Source organism: Variovorax sp. PAMC 28711 (assembly GCF_001577265.1).
GTDB lineage: Bacteria > Pseudomonadota > Gammaproteobacteria > Burkholderiales > Burkholderiaceae_C > Variovorax.
Genome location: NZ_CP014517.1, coordinates 22,535 through 37,357, shown reverse-complemented (window position 1 = coordinate 37,357; position 14,823 = coordinate 22,535). Strand labels below are relative to the sequence as shown.

At 66.1% G+C, this 14,823-nt stretch carries 12 protein-coding genes and 2 pseudogenes; 9 read left to right on the top strand and 5 right to left on the bottom strand.

All coding sequences use genetic code 11. The annotated features are described in order from the left end of the window. Position 1: 1 nt before the first annotated feature. Positions 2–462 (top strand): annotated as a pseudogene (locus AX767_RS00185) (SixA phosphatase family protein). Positions 463–466: 4 nt separating this feature from the next. Here the strand turns inward: AX767_RS00185 and AX767_RS00180 are convergent. Continuing rightward, the gene (locus AX767_RS00180) at positions 467–1,996 is read right to left on the bottom strand and encodes a Ppx/GppA phosphatase family protein (protein ID WP_068627825.1); all 1,530 of its coding nucleotides are present in this window, start codon (positions 1,994–1,996) and stop codon (positions 467–469) included. Between the two features lie 131 nt (positions 1,997–2,127). Between AX767_RS00180 and pstS the strand changes: the two genes are divergently transcribed. From pstS to phoR, 7 genes and pseudogenes are all read left to right on the top strand, one after another. Further along, positions 2,128–3,174, top strand: coding sequence for a phosphate ABC transporter substrate-binding protein PstS (gene pstS / locus AX767_RS00175; protein ID WP_068627824.1), 1,047 nt, complete (start codon positions 2,128–2,130; stop codon positions 3,172–3,174). Between the two features lie 18 nt (positions 3,175–3,192). Further along, on the top strand, positions 3,193–4,272 hold the full coding sequence (gene pstC / locus AX767_RS00170) for a phosphate ABC transporter permease subunit PstC (RefSeq protein WP_068627823.1): 1,080 nt from the start codon (positions 3,193–3,195) through the stop codon (positions 4,270–4,272). Next, entirely contained in the window at positions 4,269–5,153 is an 885-nt protein-coding gene (gene pstA / locus AX767_RS00165; RefSeq protein ID WP_082754690.1) for a phosphate ABC transporter permease PstA, read from the top strand. The genes pstC and pstA overlap by 4 nt, the downstream gene beginning before the upstream one ends. Positions 5,154–5,161: 8 nt before the next feature. After that, positions 5,162–5,942: pseudogene (pstB, locus tag AX767_RS00160) on the top strand (phosphate ABC transporter ATP-binding protein PstB). Positions 5,943–5,958: 16 nt separating this feature from the next. Then, on the top strand, positions 5,959–6,660 hold the full coding sequence (gene phoU, locus AX767_RS00155) for a phosphate signaling complex protein PhoU (protein WP_068627822.1): 702 nt from the start codon (positions 5,959–5,961) through the stop codon (positions 6,658–6,660). A gap of 8 nt (positions 6,661–6,668) precedes the next feature. Beyond that, positions 6,669–7,361: a phosphate regulon transcriptional regulator PhoB gene (gene phoB, locus AX767_RS00150; protein WP_068627821.1), complete on the top strand. Its 693-nt coding sequence runs from the start codon at positions 6,669–6,671 to the stop codon at positions 7,359–7,361. A 17-nt stretch (positions 7,362–7,378) separates the two neighbouring features. Next, a complete protein-coding gene (gene phoR, locus AX767_RS20800) occupies positions 7,379–8,716 on the top strand; it encodes a phosphate regulon sensor histidine kinase PhoR (protein ID WP_082754689.1) in 1,338 nt (445 codons plus the stop codon). Here phoR and AX767_RS00140 read toward each other — a convergent pair. The 3 genes from AX767_RS00140 to AX767_RS00130 form a co-directional block, all read right to left on the bottom strand. Continuing rightward, the gene (locus AX767_RS00140; protein WP_082755104.1) at positions 8,702–10,036 is read right to left on the bottom strand and encodes an MATE family efflux transporter; all 1,335 of its coding nucleotides are present in this window, start codon (positions 10,034–10,036) and stop codon (positions 8,702–8,704) included. The two genes, phoR and AX767_RS00140, sit on opposite strands and share 15 nt — an antisense overlap. Before the next feature lie 29 nt (positions 10,037–10,065). Beyond that, the gene (locus tag AX767_RS00135) at positions 10,066–11,793 is read right to left on the bottom strand and encodes a hypothetical protein (RefSeq protein WP_068627819.1); all 1,728 of its coding nucleotides are present in this window, start codon (positions 11,791–11,793) and stop codon (positions 10,066–10,068) included. Positions 11,794–11,872: 79 nt separating this feature from the next. Continuing rightward, positions 11,873–12,142, bottom strand: a complete 270-nt coding sequence (locus AX767_RS00130; protein WP_068627818.1) for a type B 50S ribosomal protein L31 — start codon at positions 12,140–12,142, stop codon at positions 11,873–11,875. 137 nt (positions 12,143–12,279) lie between these two features. Here AX767_RS00130 and AX767_RS00125 point away from each other — a divergent pair, with 137 nt between their 5' ends. After that, positions 12,280–13,338, top strand: a complete 1,059-nt coding sequence (locus AX767_RS00125) for an oxidoreductase (RefSeq protein WP_068627817.1) — start codon at positions 12,280–12,282, stop codon at positions 13,336–13,338. Positions 13,339–13,393: 55 nt separating this feature from the next. On the opposite strand, the gene rho is transcribed toward AX767_RS00125, so the two are convergent. Continuing rightward, positions 13,394–14,659, bottom strand: coding sequence for a transcription termination factor Rho (gene rho / locus AX767_RS00120; RefSeq protein ID WP_068627816.1), 1,266 nt, complete (start codon positions 14,657–14,659; stop codon positions 13,394–13,396). Positions 14,660–14,823 lie beyond the last annotated feature (164 nt).

The following is a 14,823-nucleotide window of genomic DNA, read 5'->3' as shown; positions in this document are numbered from 1 at the left end:
CATGGACCTGATTTTTTGGCGCCACGCCGAAGCCGATGACTGGACCGACGGCTGCGACGACCTTGCCCGTTCGCTCACCTCGCGCGGCGAAAAGCAGGCCAAGCGCATGGCCGGCTGGCTCGACCGCCAGCTGCCAGAAGGCACGCGCATCGTCAGCAGCCCGGCGCGGCGCTGCGAGCAAACCGTGCTGGCGCTGGGCCGCAAATACAAGCTGCGCGAAGAACTGGCACCGGACACGACGGCCGACATCCTGCTCGAAGCGGCGGCCTGGCCCAACGGCAAGTCGGTGGTGTTGATGGTGGGCCACCAGCCTTCGCTGGGCCAGGCGATCGCGCGGTTGCTCGGCTTGCAGCAGGACAGCTGCCCGGTGCGCAAGGCGCGGTGTGGTGGATTCGCACGCGCGAGCGGGACGGCGACGTGCAGACCGTCGTGGTGACGGTGCAGTCGCCGGAATTCCTCTAGCGTCTCAGCAGCCGGTCAGGCTGACCCGGCAGCCGGTCTTTTGCCACGCCAGCACCTCTTCGCGCAGCAGGTGCGCCGACTGCGGATAGGCGTCGGACCACCCCTCCTGGCAGGCCACGTCGAAAGCGCGGGGGCCGGCGGCCACCAGACCCAGCGCGCCGGGCTGCGGATCGCGTCGCGCATGGCAGAGGATCACCGCGAGCCGCAGCGACAGCAGCTGCATCACGAAGGTCTCGTCGTCGAGTGCGTTCTCGAGCTTGCGCAGTTTGCCGCGCTGGCCGAGCACCAGCAGGCTGAGCGCATGCATTTCGTTGATGGCGAAGCCCGGTGCATCGCAGTGGTCGAGGATGTAGGCGCCATGCTTGTGATAGTCGCTGTGCGACACCTGCGTGCCGAGTTCGTGCAACTGCGCGGCCCACCCGAGCTTGCGCAGCGCGCGGCCGGCGCGGCTGGTGGTGCTGCCCACCGGGTTGGCCGAGCGGGCGGCCGGGTCGAGCTGCACGAACAGCGCCGCCGCCGTTTCGCCGACCCGACGGGCCTGCGCGCCGTCCACCGCGAAGCGGCTCGCGAGGCGCGCGACCGTGGCGGTGCGCAGATCGGCCACGCCTTCGTCTCGTTCCAGCAACTCGTAGAGAACGCCATGGCGCAGCGCCCCCTGGGCGACGCGCATTTCGTCGATGCCGAGCAGGTCGAACACCGCCCGTAGCACGCTGACGCCGCCGCCAATCACCGCCTTGCGGTCGTCGCGCATGCCTTCGATGCGCAGCTTGTCGGCGCTCCCGGCCTTGAGCAGGCGCTCGAGCAACCAGTCGAGGCCCTTGCGTGTGACGAGACCCGGCGTCGCGCCGGACGCCGCCAGCACGTCGCCGACCGCGCCGATGGTGCCGGAGGCGCCGTATGCGACGTCCCACATGTCGCGCGTGTAGCTGGCGAGCGCGTCGTCCAGCACGGCCTTGGCGGCGATCTCCGCGGTGCGGAACGCCTCAATGGTGAACGCGCCGTCGGGAAAATGCTTCATCGACCACGCCACGCTGCCGACCCGGTACGACTCCATCACCTGCGCTTCGAGCGCGCGGCCGAGGATCATTTCGGTCGACCGGCCGCCGACGTCGATCACCAGGCGGCGTTCGCGGTCGGAAGCATCGGTCTGCGGCAGCATGTGTGCGACGCCCTGGTAGATGAGGCGGGCTTCCTCGCGCCCCGGAATCACGTCGATGCCGAAGCCGAGGATGGTGCGGGCGCGCAACAGGAATTCGTCGCGGTTACGGGCTTCGCGCAGCGTTTGCGTGGCGACGGCGCGCACCTGCGATCGCTTGAAGCCGGCCAGCCGCTCGCCGAAGCGGGCGAGGGCGTCCCAGCCGCGCTGCATGGCCTCGGGCGTGAGGTTGCGCTGGCTGTCGAGGCCGTTGCCCTGGCGCACGGTCTCCTTGAGGTATTCGGTTCGGTGGATCTGTCCGTGGTCCAGCTGCCCGATTTCGAGGCGGAAGCTGTTGGAGCCGAGATCGAGAGCGGCGAGGCGGGTTCCGTTTTGCATGTGGCTCGATGGTAAGCGCGCCGCATGACGTCACCGTGACGTCACCCGGTTGTCACGGCACTGTCACACAGGGTTTTTAGAGTCGCCGCAAGCCCGAAACGGGTTGTTGCTGAACTTCAAAAGGAAGCCTTATGAAAACGACATTCAAATTTGCAGCCGCCGGCCTCGTCGCCGCCGCATTCGTCCCGACCTTTGCATTTGCCCAGAACGTGACCGGCGCCGGCGCCAGCTTTCCTGCACCGCTGTACGCCAAGTGGGCCGGCGATTTCAACAAGGCCACCGGCACCCAGGTGAACTACCAGTCGGTCGGTTCGGGCGCCGGCCTGAAGCAGATCGAAGCCAAGACGGTCGACTTCGGCGCGTCGGACGCCCCGCTGAAAGACGAAGAACTCGCGGCCAAGGGCCTGATGCAGTTCCCCACCGTGATCGGTGGCGTGATTCCCGTGGTCAACATCGTTGGCATCAAGCCGGGCGACCTGAAGCTCAGCGGCCCGGTGCTCGGCGACATCTACCTGGGCAAGATCACCAAGTGGAACGATCCGGCCATCAAGGCGCTGAACGGTTCCCTCGCATTGCCGGACGCCACCATCGCACCGGTGCGCCGCGCCGACGGTTCCGGCACCAGCTTCCTGTTCACGAACTACCTCTCGAAGGTCAACGCCGAGTGGAAGTCGAAGGTCGGTGAAGGCACGGCCGTCAATTGGCCGGTGGGCACCGGCGGTAAGGGCAACGAAGGCGTCGCCGCTTTCGTGAAGCAACTGCCGAACTCGATCGGCTACGTCGAATACGCCTACGTCAAGCAGAACAAGATGACCTACGCGCAGATGCAAAACGCGGCCGGCACCATCGTGTCGCCCGACGACAACGCGTTCAAGGCTGCCGCAGCCAATGCCGACTGGAACAAGAGCTTCTACCAGGTGCTGACCAACCAGGCCGGCAAGGACGCTTGGCCGATCACCGGTGCGACCTTCATCCTGATGCACAAGGTGCAGGACAAGCCCGCGAACGCGACCAGCGTGCTGAAGTTCTTCGACTGGGCCTACAAGAGCGGCGACAAGACGGCCGACGACCTCGACTACGTGCCGATGCCCGACACCGTGAAGACGGCCATCGCCAAGGCATGGGGCGACATCAAAGACACCTCGGGCAAGACCGTCGCACCTGCGGCTGCCAAGTAAATCGGGTCCGGCGCGCACATGAGTTCTTCCCCGTTCGATGCCGCGCCGCCTTCGTCACCTTCGGAGCGACCCTTGTCATCCACATTTCCCGCCAACGCCACCACGCTCGACCTCGCGGCCGGGCGTGCCACGCCTTCCAGCCCGACGCCGGCCAAACGACCGCGCACCGGTGCGCTCACCGACAGGTTGTTCGGCATGGCCGCGATGGGCGCCGCGCTCCTCACGATGCTGCTGCTGTTCGGCATCCTGCTGTCGCTCTTCGTCGGCGCCTGGCCCGCCATCTCCAAGTACGGCCTCGGTTTCCTGACCAGCACGACTTGGGACCCGGTGAAGGAGGAGTACGGCGGCCTCGTGATGATCTACGGCACGCTGGCGACCTCGTTCATCGCACTGGTCATCGCCGTGCCGGTGAGCTTCGGCATCGCGCTGTTCCTGACCGAACTCTCGCCGTCGTGGCTCAAGCGCCCGCTCGGCACCGCGATCGAGCTGCTCGCGGCCGTGCCGTCGATCGTCTATGGCATGTGGGGCTTGCTGGTGTTCGGCCCGATCCTGAGCACTTACGTGCAGCAGCCGCTGCAGAAGCTCTTTGAAGGCGTGCCGTACCTCGGCGCGCTGGTGTCCGGGCCGCCCGTCGGTATCGGCATCCTGTCCGCCGGCATCATCCTGGCGATCATGATCATTCCGTTCATCGCCTCGGTGATGCGCGACGTGTTCGAAGTGACGCCCGCGTTGCTCAAGGAATCGGCCTACGGTCTCGGTTCGACCACCTGGGAAGTCGTTTCCAAGGTGGTGCTGCCGTACACCAAGGCCGGCGTCGTGGGCGGGATCATGCTCGGCCTGGGTCGTGCGCTTGGCGAAACGATGGCGGTCACGTTCGTGATCGGCAATGCCAACCAGCTCAACTCGCTGTCGGTGTTCGAAGCCGCGAGCAGCATCACCTCGGTGCTCGCCAACGAATTCGCCGAAGCCGGCGCCGGCCTGCACCAGGCCGCGCTGATGTATCTGGGCCTCGTGCTGTTCTTCATCACTTTCGTCGTGCTCACGCTCTCCAAGATGCTGCTCGCACAGATGAAGAAAAGCGAAGGGAAAGCCTCGTGACCACCGCTGAAAAATTGCTCGCGGTCCAAACGCTCAACGAAACGCGTGCGGCGCGTTTCGCGACGCGCAAGCGCATCAACCAGCTGGCCCTGGCGCTGTCGCTCGCCGCGATGGCGTTCGGTGTGTTCTGGCTGGTGTGGATTTTGTGGGAAACGCTGCGCCAGGGCATCGGCGGGCTGGCGATCGCCACCTTCACCGAAATGACGCCGCCGCCGAACGAGGCGGGCGGCATCGCCAACGCGATTTTCGGTTCGCTCATGATGGTCGGCATGGCGGCCTTCGTCGGCACGCCGATCGGCATCATGGCCGGCATCTACCTGGCCGAGTACAACCCCAAGGGCATGCTCTCGAGCGTGACGCGCTTCGTCAACGACATCCTGTTGTCCGCGCCGTCCATCGTGATCGGCCTGTTCGTCTATGCCGTGGTGGTCGCGTACTTCAAGAGCTTCTCGGGGCTGGCGGGTGCGATCGCATTGGCGCTGATCGTGATTCCGGTGGTGATCCGCACCACCGAGAACATGCTGCAGCTGGTGCCGCCCGGCCTGCGCGAGGCGGCCTATGCGCTCGGCACGCCGAAGTGGAAAGTCATCATGAGCGTGACGATGGTGGCGGCCCGCGCCGGTGTGGTCACGGGCGTGCTGCTGGCCGTCGCGCGCATCGCCGGCGAAACCGCACCGCTGCTCTTCACCGCACTCAACAACCAGTTCTGGACGGCCGACATGTCGCAACCGATGGCCAGCCTGCCGGTGACCATCTTCAAGTTCGCCATGAGCCCTTACGAGAACTGGCAACAGCTGGCCTGGGCCGGCGTGTTCCTCATCACCGTTGCGGTGCTGGGCCTCAACATCCTCGCGCGGGTATTGACTCGCAACAAGCTCTGAAAGTCAACATGTCTGCTGTCCTCGCACAACCCGCCCGCTCGAAGATCTCGGTCAAGGATCTGAACTTCTACTACGGCAAGTTCCACGCCCTGAAGGGCATCAACCTCGAGATTCCCGAGAACAAGGTCACCGCTTTCATCGGCCCGTCGGGCTGCGGCAAGTCGACCTTGCTGCGCACCTTCAACCGCATGTTCGAGCTCTACCCGGAGCAGCGCGCCGAAGGCGTGATTGACGTCGACGGCGAGAACCTGCTCACCAGCAAGCAGGACGTGGCGCTGATCCGCGCGAAGGTCGGCATGGTGTTCCAGAAGCCGACGCCGTTCCCGATGTCGATCTACGACAACGTGGCGTTCGGCGTGAAGCTGTTCGAAAGCCTGAGCGCCAGCGACATGGACGACCGTGTCGAGTGGGCGCTCAAGAAGGCGGCGCTCTGGACCGAAGTGCGCGACAAGTTGCAGCAGAGCGGCTCCGGCCTTTCCGGCGGCCAGCAGCAGCGCCTGTGCATTGCACGCGGCATCGCGATCAAGCCTGAAATCCTGCTGCTCGACGAGCCGTGCTCGGCGCTCGACCCGATCTCGACCGCGAAGATCGAAGAGCTCATCGCCGAACTCAAGAGCGAATACACCGTGGTCATCGTGACGCACAACATGCAGCACGCGCGCGCGCTGCAGCGACTACACCGCTTACATGTACCTGGGCGACCTGATCGAATTCGGTTCGACGGAACAGATGTTCTTCAAGCCGCAGCGCAAAGAGACCGAGGACTACATCACCGGCCGTTTCGGCTGAACGTGGAGACAACAAGATGACCGAAAAACATTTGTCCAGCCAGTTCGACAGCGAACTCAACGGCGTCTCGTCGCGCGTGATGGAACTCGGCGGCATGGTCGAGGCGCAGATCCACCAGGCGGTCTACGCGCTGGCCCAGTTCGACGTGGAAGCCGCCGAGCGCGTGATGGAGGCCGAAAATCACGTCAACGCGATGGAGATCGAGATCGACCGCGAGTTGTCGTCGATCATCGCGCGCCGCCAGCCGACCGCACGCGATCTGCGCCTGCTCATCGCGATCAGCAAGACGACGGCCAACCTGGAGCGCGTGGGCGACGAGGCCAACAAGATCGCGCGCATGGTCAAGTCGATCATCGAGAGCGGTTCGTCGCGCACGCTGCCGTCGACCGAAATCCGCGTGGCCGCCGACCTGGCGTCGGGCCTGCTGCGCAAGGCGCTCGACGCCTTCGCACGGCTGGACACCGCCGCGGCGCTGTCGATCCTGAAGGAAGACGACCTCATCGACAAGGAGTTTGACGGCTTCGTGCGCAAGCTGGTCACCTACATGATGGAAGACCCCCGCACGATTTCCGCCAGCCTCGACCTGCTCTTTCTGGCCAAGGCCATCGAGCGTATCGGCGACCACGCCAAGAACATCGCCGAGTTCATCATCTACATCGTCAAGGGCGCCGATGTGCGGCACACTTCGATGGAAGAAATCGAGTCGGCACTGCAATAACCGAGCGAATGAAGAAACCGCGCGTACTCATCGTCGAAGACGAATCCTCGATCGCCGAGCTGATCGCGGTCAACCTGCGTCACAACGGGTTCGACCCGATCTGGTCGGAAGACGGTGCATCGGCACAGCGCGAGATCGACACGCTGCTGCCCGACCTGATCCTGCTCGACTGGATGCTGCCGGGCCAGAGCGGGCTGCAACTGGCGCGCCAGTGGCGCAAGGATCCGCGCACCAAGGCGATCCCGATCCTCATGCTCACGGCGCGCGGCGACGAGCCCGACAAGGTGGCGGGGCTCGATGCCGGTGCCGACGACTACATCACCAAGCCGTTCTCCACGCAGGAGATGCTGGCGCGCATCCGTGCCGTGTTGCGCCGCCGCGCCCCCGAGGCCCCGGACGAGCGGCTCGAAATCGGCGAACTGGTGCTCGACACCGCGACGCACCGCGTGACCTGGCAAGGCAATCCGCTCAAGGTCGGCCCGACGGAATTCAAGTTGCTCGGCTACCTGATGCAAAACGCCGAGCGCGTGCACAGCCGCTCGCAACTGCTCGACAAGGTGTGGGGCGACCACGTGTACATCGAGGAGCGCACGGTCGACGTGCATGTGAAGCGCCTGCGCGAATCGCTCGGCGGCGCAGCGCCGATGGTCGAAACGGTTCGTGGAGCCGGCTACCGGCTGACCGCGCAAGCCACGGTATGAATGTGTCATAAAGGCGGATGCCCTTTCGTATTGCTACGTTTTTGATAGCGTCCTGCGCTTGCGCAGCCGTCGCTGCGGGCCTTTTCGGTCCCAAGCTCGTCTGGCCGGGCGCATGGATGGGTGCACTGGCCTGGCTCGCGCTCGACGCCTGGCGGGCGCAACGCCTGCTGCATGTCTTGCGCAACGACACGGCGGCGCTGCCGTCGCGGGGTTCGGGTGTGTGGGGCGAATTGTCCGAACGCATCCGCAAGTTGCTGCGCACCCGCGAACAACAGACCCGACAGGCCGAAGATCGCCTTCAGGAATTTCTCGCGGCGATCCAGGCGTCCCCCAATGGCGTGGTGTTGCTCGACGCGCAGGGCCGTATCGAGTGGTGCAACCAGACGGCTGCGGCGCAGTTCGGCATCGATGTCGAGCGCGACCTCCTGCAGCACCTGGCCAACCTCGTGCGCGACCCGATTTTCATCACTTACCTCGCTTCGTGGAACTACAGTCGTGACGTGCTGATCGACGCCCCGGCACAGGGGATGCCGCGGCGCAACCATCCCACCCGCTTGTCGGTGCAGGTGCATCCGTACGCGGGCAACCGCCGCATGCTGCTGACGCGCGACATCACGTCGCTCGAGCAGGCAGAAGCCATGCGCCGCGATTTTGTGGCCAACGTGTCGCACGAAATTCGCACGCCGCTGACGGTGCTCGCCGGCTTCGTCGAAACGTTGCAGACGCTGCCGCTCGATGCCGAAGAGCGCGCGCGCTACCTCGCGTTGATGGCGCAGCAGTCGACCCGCATGGAGACGCTGGTCAACGACCTGCTGACGCTGTCGCGGCTGGAAGGCAGTGCGGCGCCGACGGCGTCGCAATGGACGCGGGTGCGGGCGCTGCTGGCGCATTGCGAAGACGAAGCCAAAGGGCTGTCGAGCCGGCTCACGCCGCTGGGCCATCGGTTGAGTTTCACGGTCGATGCGGATTCGGAACTCTCCGGCGCGCCGGTCGAGCTGCAAAGCGCGATGTCGAATCTGTTGAGCAACGCGGTGCGCTACACGCCGGGCGGTGGCGTGGTGGTCGTGACCTGGCGTGTGCTGCAGGATGGCCGGGGCGAGTACGCGGTGCGCGACAGCGGGCCCGGCATCGCGGCCGAGCACATCCCGCGGTTGACGGAGCGCTTCTACCGCGTGGACCGCAGCCGGTCGCGCGAGACCGGCGGGACTGGGCTGGGCCTTGCCATCGTCAAGCACATCGCGCAACGGCACGGCGCCGAGTTGCGCATCGACAGCACGGTGGGTCAGGGGTCGCGCTTTGCGCTCGTGTTCCCGGCCAGCCGGGTGCGTGAAGCCCGCTTGCTAGCGAAGGCCTGAGGGGCGCGCGCGCATGGCGCGCCACAGCAGCCCGATGAACAGCAGCGCCGTGAGCCACAGCGCGCCGGCGCTCATGATCCAGAAGGCAAGGGGCGACTGCATCGCGGGGAAGGGGCCGATCCCGCGGTACGCCAGCAGGTAGCTGCCGCCGAGGCCGAGTCCCCACAGCAATGCGCAGTAGATGACGAGCGGGCCGACCGTCACGCGGTAGCAGCGCAACACGAACACGCACAGCGTCTGCACCGCGTCGGCCAGGTGATAGGCCGCCGTCGCGAGCAGCAGCACGGCCGCCGTGCGCACCACGGCCGGGTTCTCGGAATAGACGGACGCCAGCGGCCAGCGCAAGGCCACCATCGCGCCGGCCACCCCGAGCGCGCAGAGCACCGTCATGCCGAGTCCAGTGAGGCCGGCGCGACGGGCCCGGGCAGCGTCGCCCGCCCCGAGCCAATAGCTCACGCGCGCGCTGGTCGCCAGCCCGAGCGACAGCGGCGCCATGTACGCGACGGCGGTGAGGTTCGAGGCGATCTGGTGCGCGGCCGCCGCGGCGTTGCCGAGCCGTGCGATGAAGAGCGCCATCAGCGTGAACGACGTGACTTCGACCAGCACCGCCAGTCCGCCCGGCAACCCGAGGCGCGCGAACTGGCGGATCTGCGCCCAATCGGGTGGCTCGATGCGTTGCCAGAAACGGTACGCGCGGTAGCAAGCGGCATGGCGCAGCAGCCAGAGCGCGACGGCGAGCATGGCGTAGTTGACGACCAGCGTTGCCCAGCCGACGCCGACGAGTCCCATCGAAGGCAGGCCGGCGCCGCCGAAAGTGAACCAGATCGAAAGCGGCACCTTGATCGCCAGCGAGCCGAGTTGCAACCAGGTGACGAGGCGCGGCCGCCCGAGGCTCTGGTTGAGCGTGCTGAATACGCGAAAGAGCAGTGCCGGGGGCAGCGCGAACGCCAGGATCCGGAGGTAGGCCGTCACATCGGCCTGCATGGCGGGCGGCACGGCGGTCCAGCGCAGCAGCGGCCCCGGAGCGAGGAGCACCGCCATGCCCAGCACCATGGCCACCGCGCAGAGGTAGAGCGACTGCCGCACCGATCGCCCGACTTCGTCCGCGCGACCGGCGCCGTGCAGCTCGGCCCACACCGGCAGCAGCGCCTGCAAGCCGCCCATGAGCGACACGTAGACGCTGATGAAGATGGCGGCACCCACCGAGAGCGCCGCCAGCGCGCCTTCGTCGTAGCGGCCCGCCACGATGGTGTCGGTCACGCCGAAAGCCATGACGGCCAGTTGCCCGACGAGGACGGTGCCGGCATGACCGGCGATCATTCGGCGCTCGCTGCCCTTGGCGAACAGGCTCACGGCGTCATTTTTTGATAGAGCAGCAGGTCGTCGCCGGCATTGGTCGGCCGGCGCAGCGTGCCGCCGAAACGCCACAGATTGAGGTCGACGAGGGTGTGCAGACTGCCCAGCGATTCAGGGCTCGCCAACAGCCAGCGGCAGGCCGGACCCTCGGCGAGCGGGCGCAGGTTGAAATTGCCGTGGTGGCGCAAGGCCGCGATGTGCGGCCGGCTCAAGCCGAGCTCGGAGATGCAGTCGGGTTGGCCCACGCGCTCGGTTACCGCGCGCACCTGCGGGACGTAACTGCGCGCATAGTCGACCGGCGGAAGCCAGAGCGTCATCAGCAACATCCAGCAAAGTGCCGTTCCGCCCGCGGGCAGCACCAGCGTTTTCCAGAGTGCCGCGCGATGTCGGCCGGTGCGCCAGCGCACCAGCCAGCACCAGGCGACGGTCGCGGCCAGCGCGAGCACCAGGGCGAGCAACGAAAACTCCGGCACGAAGCCCGGCACCAGCCGCGCGACGCTGGCGGCCGGCTTGGCCGGTACGCCGGTTTGCATCGCGATCCAGTAAACCCAGCCGATCACCGCCAGGCCGGTGAAGAAGAGCAGCGTGAACCAGTCGATCAGAGCCGCCACGCTGCGCCGGAAGGTCGGCAACGCGAACGCTGCCAGCGTCGCCATCGCGGGCAAGGTGAGCAGCAACGAGCGCTCTGAAAATTCGGTGGTCAGCGTGGCGGCGAGCGGCACCAGCGCGAACCAGAAGGGCAGCGCCACGTGGCGGGCCATGAGCTGCCGGCGCCAGCGCCAGAGCGTCCAGAGCGCGAGCGGCCAGGTCGGCCAGGTGAACCAGATCAGCAGCTTGGCGAGGCTGCGCGCGTCGCTGCCGAACGAGCTGCCGAGGTGATGGCCGGGCAGGGCGATGCGCCACTGCAGGAGGTCGAGCTTGAGCGCGAGTGCACCGGCGAGCAGCGTGATGCAGGCCACCGTCCACGCCGCTGCGGCCGAATAGCCCGGGCCGTCGTCTGCGCTCGCGGTGATGCTCCGGCGGCGTTCTGCAGCGACCAGCAGCGTGGCGCCGGCGCCCAGCAACAGTGCGACCGTCGGCCCGCCGCTGAGCGCCATTCCGAGCGTGCCGATGAACAGCGCCACGATGGCCCCGATGCGCCGGAACGGCATCGCCGCGACGCCGTAGAACATGTGCGACACAAAGAACAGCTGCGCCAGCGCCGGTGTGGTTTCGTGGCCGGCGAGCGCGAGGCCCCAGCTCGCGATAAGCGCAAGCAGTGCGCCATCGGCGATCGCCCGCGCATAGTCTTTGGGCAGCGCCTCACCGCCGAAGGCGAAAGCGACAGGCTGGGCCCGCGGCGTGCGAGCGAGGTAATAGACGGCGTACCAGGTGGCGGTGAACGCGCCCCACAGCAGCATCGCGAACGCAATGCGGACCGCCAGATCGGGGCTGATCCACGAAGGCGCGATCTTGATGGCCAGCGCACCGATCCAGTAGGGGACGAGTGCAGGCGTTTCGGGCCGGAGACCGAGCAGCAGCGGGTCGAACCAGCGCGCGATGCCGCCGCCGCTTTTCGCCAGCTCGGCCATGTAGCCGAAAGCCGCGATGTCGGCGCTCTTCCAGGGGCCGCGACCCACGAGGCCGGGCAGCAGGTAGGCCGCACACAGCAGCAGCAACGCAATCCGCGGCAGCCGGCGCACGGCGGCCTGGGCAACGATGGCGGGCGTCGGCTGGTTCAAGGGGAGGGGTTCGCGGGCGGCAAGATTGAAAAAGGGCAGCGCGGTAAACCGGGCTGCCCTTGACCTGGAAGCGGCGAGCTTACGCGGACGCAGTGCCGGTGGTCTTGCCGAAACGGTTGCGGAACTTCTCGACGCGACCGCCCATGTTGTCGACCGACTTCTGGGTGCCGGTGTAGAACGGATGCGATTCGCTCGTGGTGTCGAGCTTGAACAAGGGCAGTTCACGGCCGTCGTCGGTCTTGCCCATTTCCTTGGTGTTCGCGCACGAACGGGTCACGAACTTGAAGCCGTTCGACATGTCCTGGAACAGGACTTCGCGGTAATTCGGGTGGATGCCTTCTTTAGCCATGGTGTTTCCTTTTGCGCACTTGAATGCGTGCGCGGTTCGATGCGAGAGCCACGGGCCCGGGCACAACGTCCGGGCGGCACTTTTCGCGGAGCCTGCGATTATCGCATACTGATCCGCTCAGCTCCACTGCTCTCTTTATGACGCTTCCTCCCTTGCGCGCCGGCCTCGTCGGCTACGGTTTTGCCGGCCAGACCTTTCATGCGCCGGTCTTGGCGGCCGTGCCGGGCCTCGAACTGATCGCGGTGGCCAGCTCCCGGCCCGAAAGCGTGCTGGCGGACTGGCCCGGCGTCGTGGTGGTGCCCGATACAACGGCCCTCGTGGCGCGACCCGATCTCGATTTGATCGTCGTGGCGACGCCCAACGCCCAGCACCACCCCGTCGCGAAAGCGGCACTGGAAGCCGGCAAGCACGTTGTGGTCGACAAGCCTTTCACCCTGGACGCCGGCGAGGCGAAGGAACTGGCGGCGCTGGCGCACGCACGCAGCCTGGTTCTGTCGGTCTACCAGAACCGCCGCTTCGACGCGGACTTCCTGACGTTGCGCGACCTGCTGGCGCGCGGCGAACTCGGGCGCCCGGTGTATTTCGAATCGCATTTCGATCGCTTCCGACCGGAAGTGCGGGATCGCTGGCGCGAGCGGGCTGTGCCGGGCGGTGGCCTGTGGGTCGATCTCGGCGCGCATCTGCTTGACCAGGCAGTCCAGTTGTTCGGCAAGCCCGACACGATTCAGCTCGACAGCGCCATGGTGCGCGACAACGCCGTCGTCGAAGACTACTTTCATGCCGTGTTGCGCTACGAAAGCGCGCCGCATGCGCCGCTGCGCGTCGTGTTGCACGCGACCACGCTCGCTGCGCACGCCGCGCCGCGCTACATCGTTCACGGCACGCGCGGCAGCTATGTGAAACAGGGCGTCGATCCGCAGGAAGACGCGCTTCGCGCAGGTCAGCGTCCGGGCGGCGACGCGTGGGGCGTCGATCCGCTGCAGGGCGAACTCACCCTGGCCGCGACCGGCAACTGGGTCCAGAACAAGACGTGGCCGAATCGCAGCGGCGACTACACCGCGTACTACGCCGCCGTGCGTGATGCGATCCATGGCGTCGGTCCGAATCCGGTCACGCCGGAAGAGGCGGTCGCACTCATGGAACTGCTCGACCTCGGCGCCCGCAGTGCCCGCGAAGGACGTGCCCTCGCGCCATGAAAAAAGCGCGTCGTCCTTCCGGACAACGCGCTTTTGCAGCGAGCGTTCGAAACGCTCAGCCGCCGCGACGCATCATGTCGAAAAACTCGACGTTGGTCTTGGTCGCCTTCATGTTCTTGAGCATCAACTCCATCGATTCGACTTCGTCCATGTTGTACATGAGCTGACGCAGGATGCGGGTCTTCTGAAGGATCTCGGGCGCCAACAGCAATTCTTCGCGGCGCGTGCCGCTGCGGTTGAGCTGGATCGACGGGAACACGCGCTTTTCGTACAGGCGGCGGTCCAGGTGGATTTCGGAGTTGCCGGTGCCCTTGAACTCTTCGAAGATCACTTCGTCCATGCGGCTGCCGGTGTCGATCAGCGCGGTGCCGATGATCGTCAGCGAACCGCCTTCTTCCACGTTGCGCGCGGCACCGAGGAAGCGCTTGGGGCGCTGCAGCGCGTTGGAGTCAACGCCACCGGTCAGCACCTTGCCCGACGAGGGCACCACGTTGTTGTAGGCGCGGGCGAGGCGGGTGATCGAGTCGAGCAGGATCACGACGTCCTTCTTGAGCTCGACCAGGCGCTTGGCGCGCTCGATCACCATTTCGGCGACGTGCACGTGGCGGGCTGCAGGCTCGTCGAAGGTCGAAGCGATGACTTCGCCCTTCACGGTGCGCTGCATTTCGGTCACTTCTTCAGGGCGCTCGTCAACGAGCAGCACCATCATGTGGACATCGGGGTAGTTGGCCGCGATGGCGTGCGCGATGTGCTGCATCATCACCGTCTTGCCGCTCTTGGGCGGTGCCACCAGCAGGGCGCGCTGGCCCTTGCCGATCGGCGCGATGATGTCGATGACACGGCCGGTGATGTTCTCTTCGCTCTTGACGCCGTCGCGTTCCAGCTTCATCTGTTCCTTGGGGAACAGTGGCGTCAGGTTCTCGAACATCACCTTGTGCTTGTTGCTCTCGGGCAGCCCGTCGTTGACCTTGTCGAGCTTGGTCAGCGCGAAATAGCGTTCGCCGTCTTTGGGCGTGCGCACTTCGCCTTCGACCATGTCGCCGGTGTGCAGGTTGAAGCGACGCACCTGGCTCGGCGAGATGTAGATGTCGTCGGTGCTGGCGGTGAAGCTGGTGTCGGGGCTGCGCAGGAAACCGAAGCCGTCGGGCAGGATTTCGAGCACGCCGTCCGCAAACACCTGTTCGCCCGCTTTCGCGCGCTTCTTGATGATGGCGAACATCAGCTCCTGCTTGCGCATGCGGCCGACGTTTTCAATCTCAAGGGCTTCGGCCTGCTTGAGGACTTCAGACACGTGCAGTGCCTTGAGTTCGTTTAAGTGCATGGAATGACCCCTGGTGGGGTAATCGGACTGGAAACGGGGGAGGTTTGACGTGGGGCGAGAGCTGCCGCACAAACCGGGGGGAATTCACATCGAGCACTGGGCGCTTGGGAGCGGGCCGGTGGTCTGCTGCAGATTATGCAGCAAATCGGACGGGCAGCGCCTTG

Bases quoted from the DNA above. Each gene is read 5' to 3' on its own strand.
- pstS (WP_068627824.1), top strand. From the start codon at position 2,128: ATGAAAACGACATTCAAATTTGCAGCCGCCGGCCTCGTCGCCGCCGCA.
- phoR (WP_082754689.1), top strand. From the start codon at position 7,379: ATGCCCTTTCGTATTGCTACGTTTTTGATAGCGTCCTGCGCTTGCGCA.
- AX767_RS00180 (WP_068627825.1), bottom strand. From the start codon at position 1,996: ATGCAAAACGGAACCCGCCTCGCCGCTCTCGATCTCGGCTCCAACAGC.
- pstC (WP_068627823.1), top strand. From the start codon at position 3,193: ATGAGTTCTTCCCCGTTCGATGCCGCGCCGCCTTCGTCACCTTCGGAG.
- phoB (WP_068627821.1), top strand. From the start codon at position 6,669: ATGAAGAAACCGCGCGTACTCATCGTCGAAGACGAATCCTCGATCGCC.
- AX767_RS00125 (WP_068627817.1), top strand. From the start codon at position 12,280: ATGACGCTTCCTCCCTTGCGCGCCGGCCTCGTCGGCTACGGTTTTGCC.
- AX767_RS00130 (WP_068627818.1), bottom strand. From the start codon at position 12,142: ATGGCTAAAGAAGGCATCCACCCGAATTACCGCGAAGTCCTGTTCCAG.
- rho (WP_068627816.1), bottom strand. From the start codon at position 14,659: ATGCACTTAAACGAACTCAAGGCACTGCACGTGTCTGAAGTCCTCAAG.
- phoU (WP_068627822.1), top strand. From the start codon at position 5,959: ATGACCGAAAAACATTTGTCCAGCCAGTTCGACAGCGAACTCAACGGC.
- AX767_RS00140 (WP_082755104.1), bottom strand. From the start codon at position 10,036: ATGATCGCCGGTCATGCCGGCACCGTCCTCGTCGGGCAACTGGCCGTC.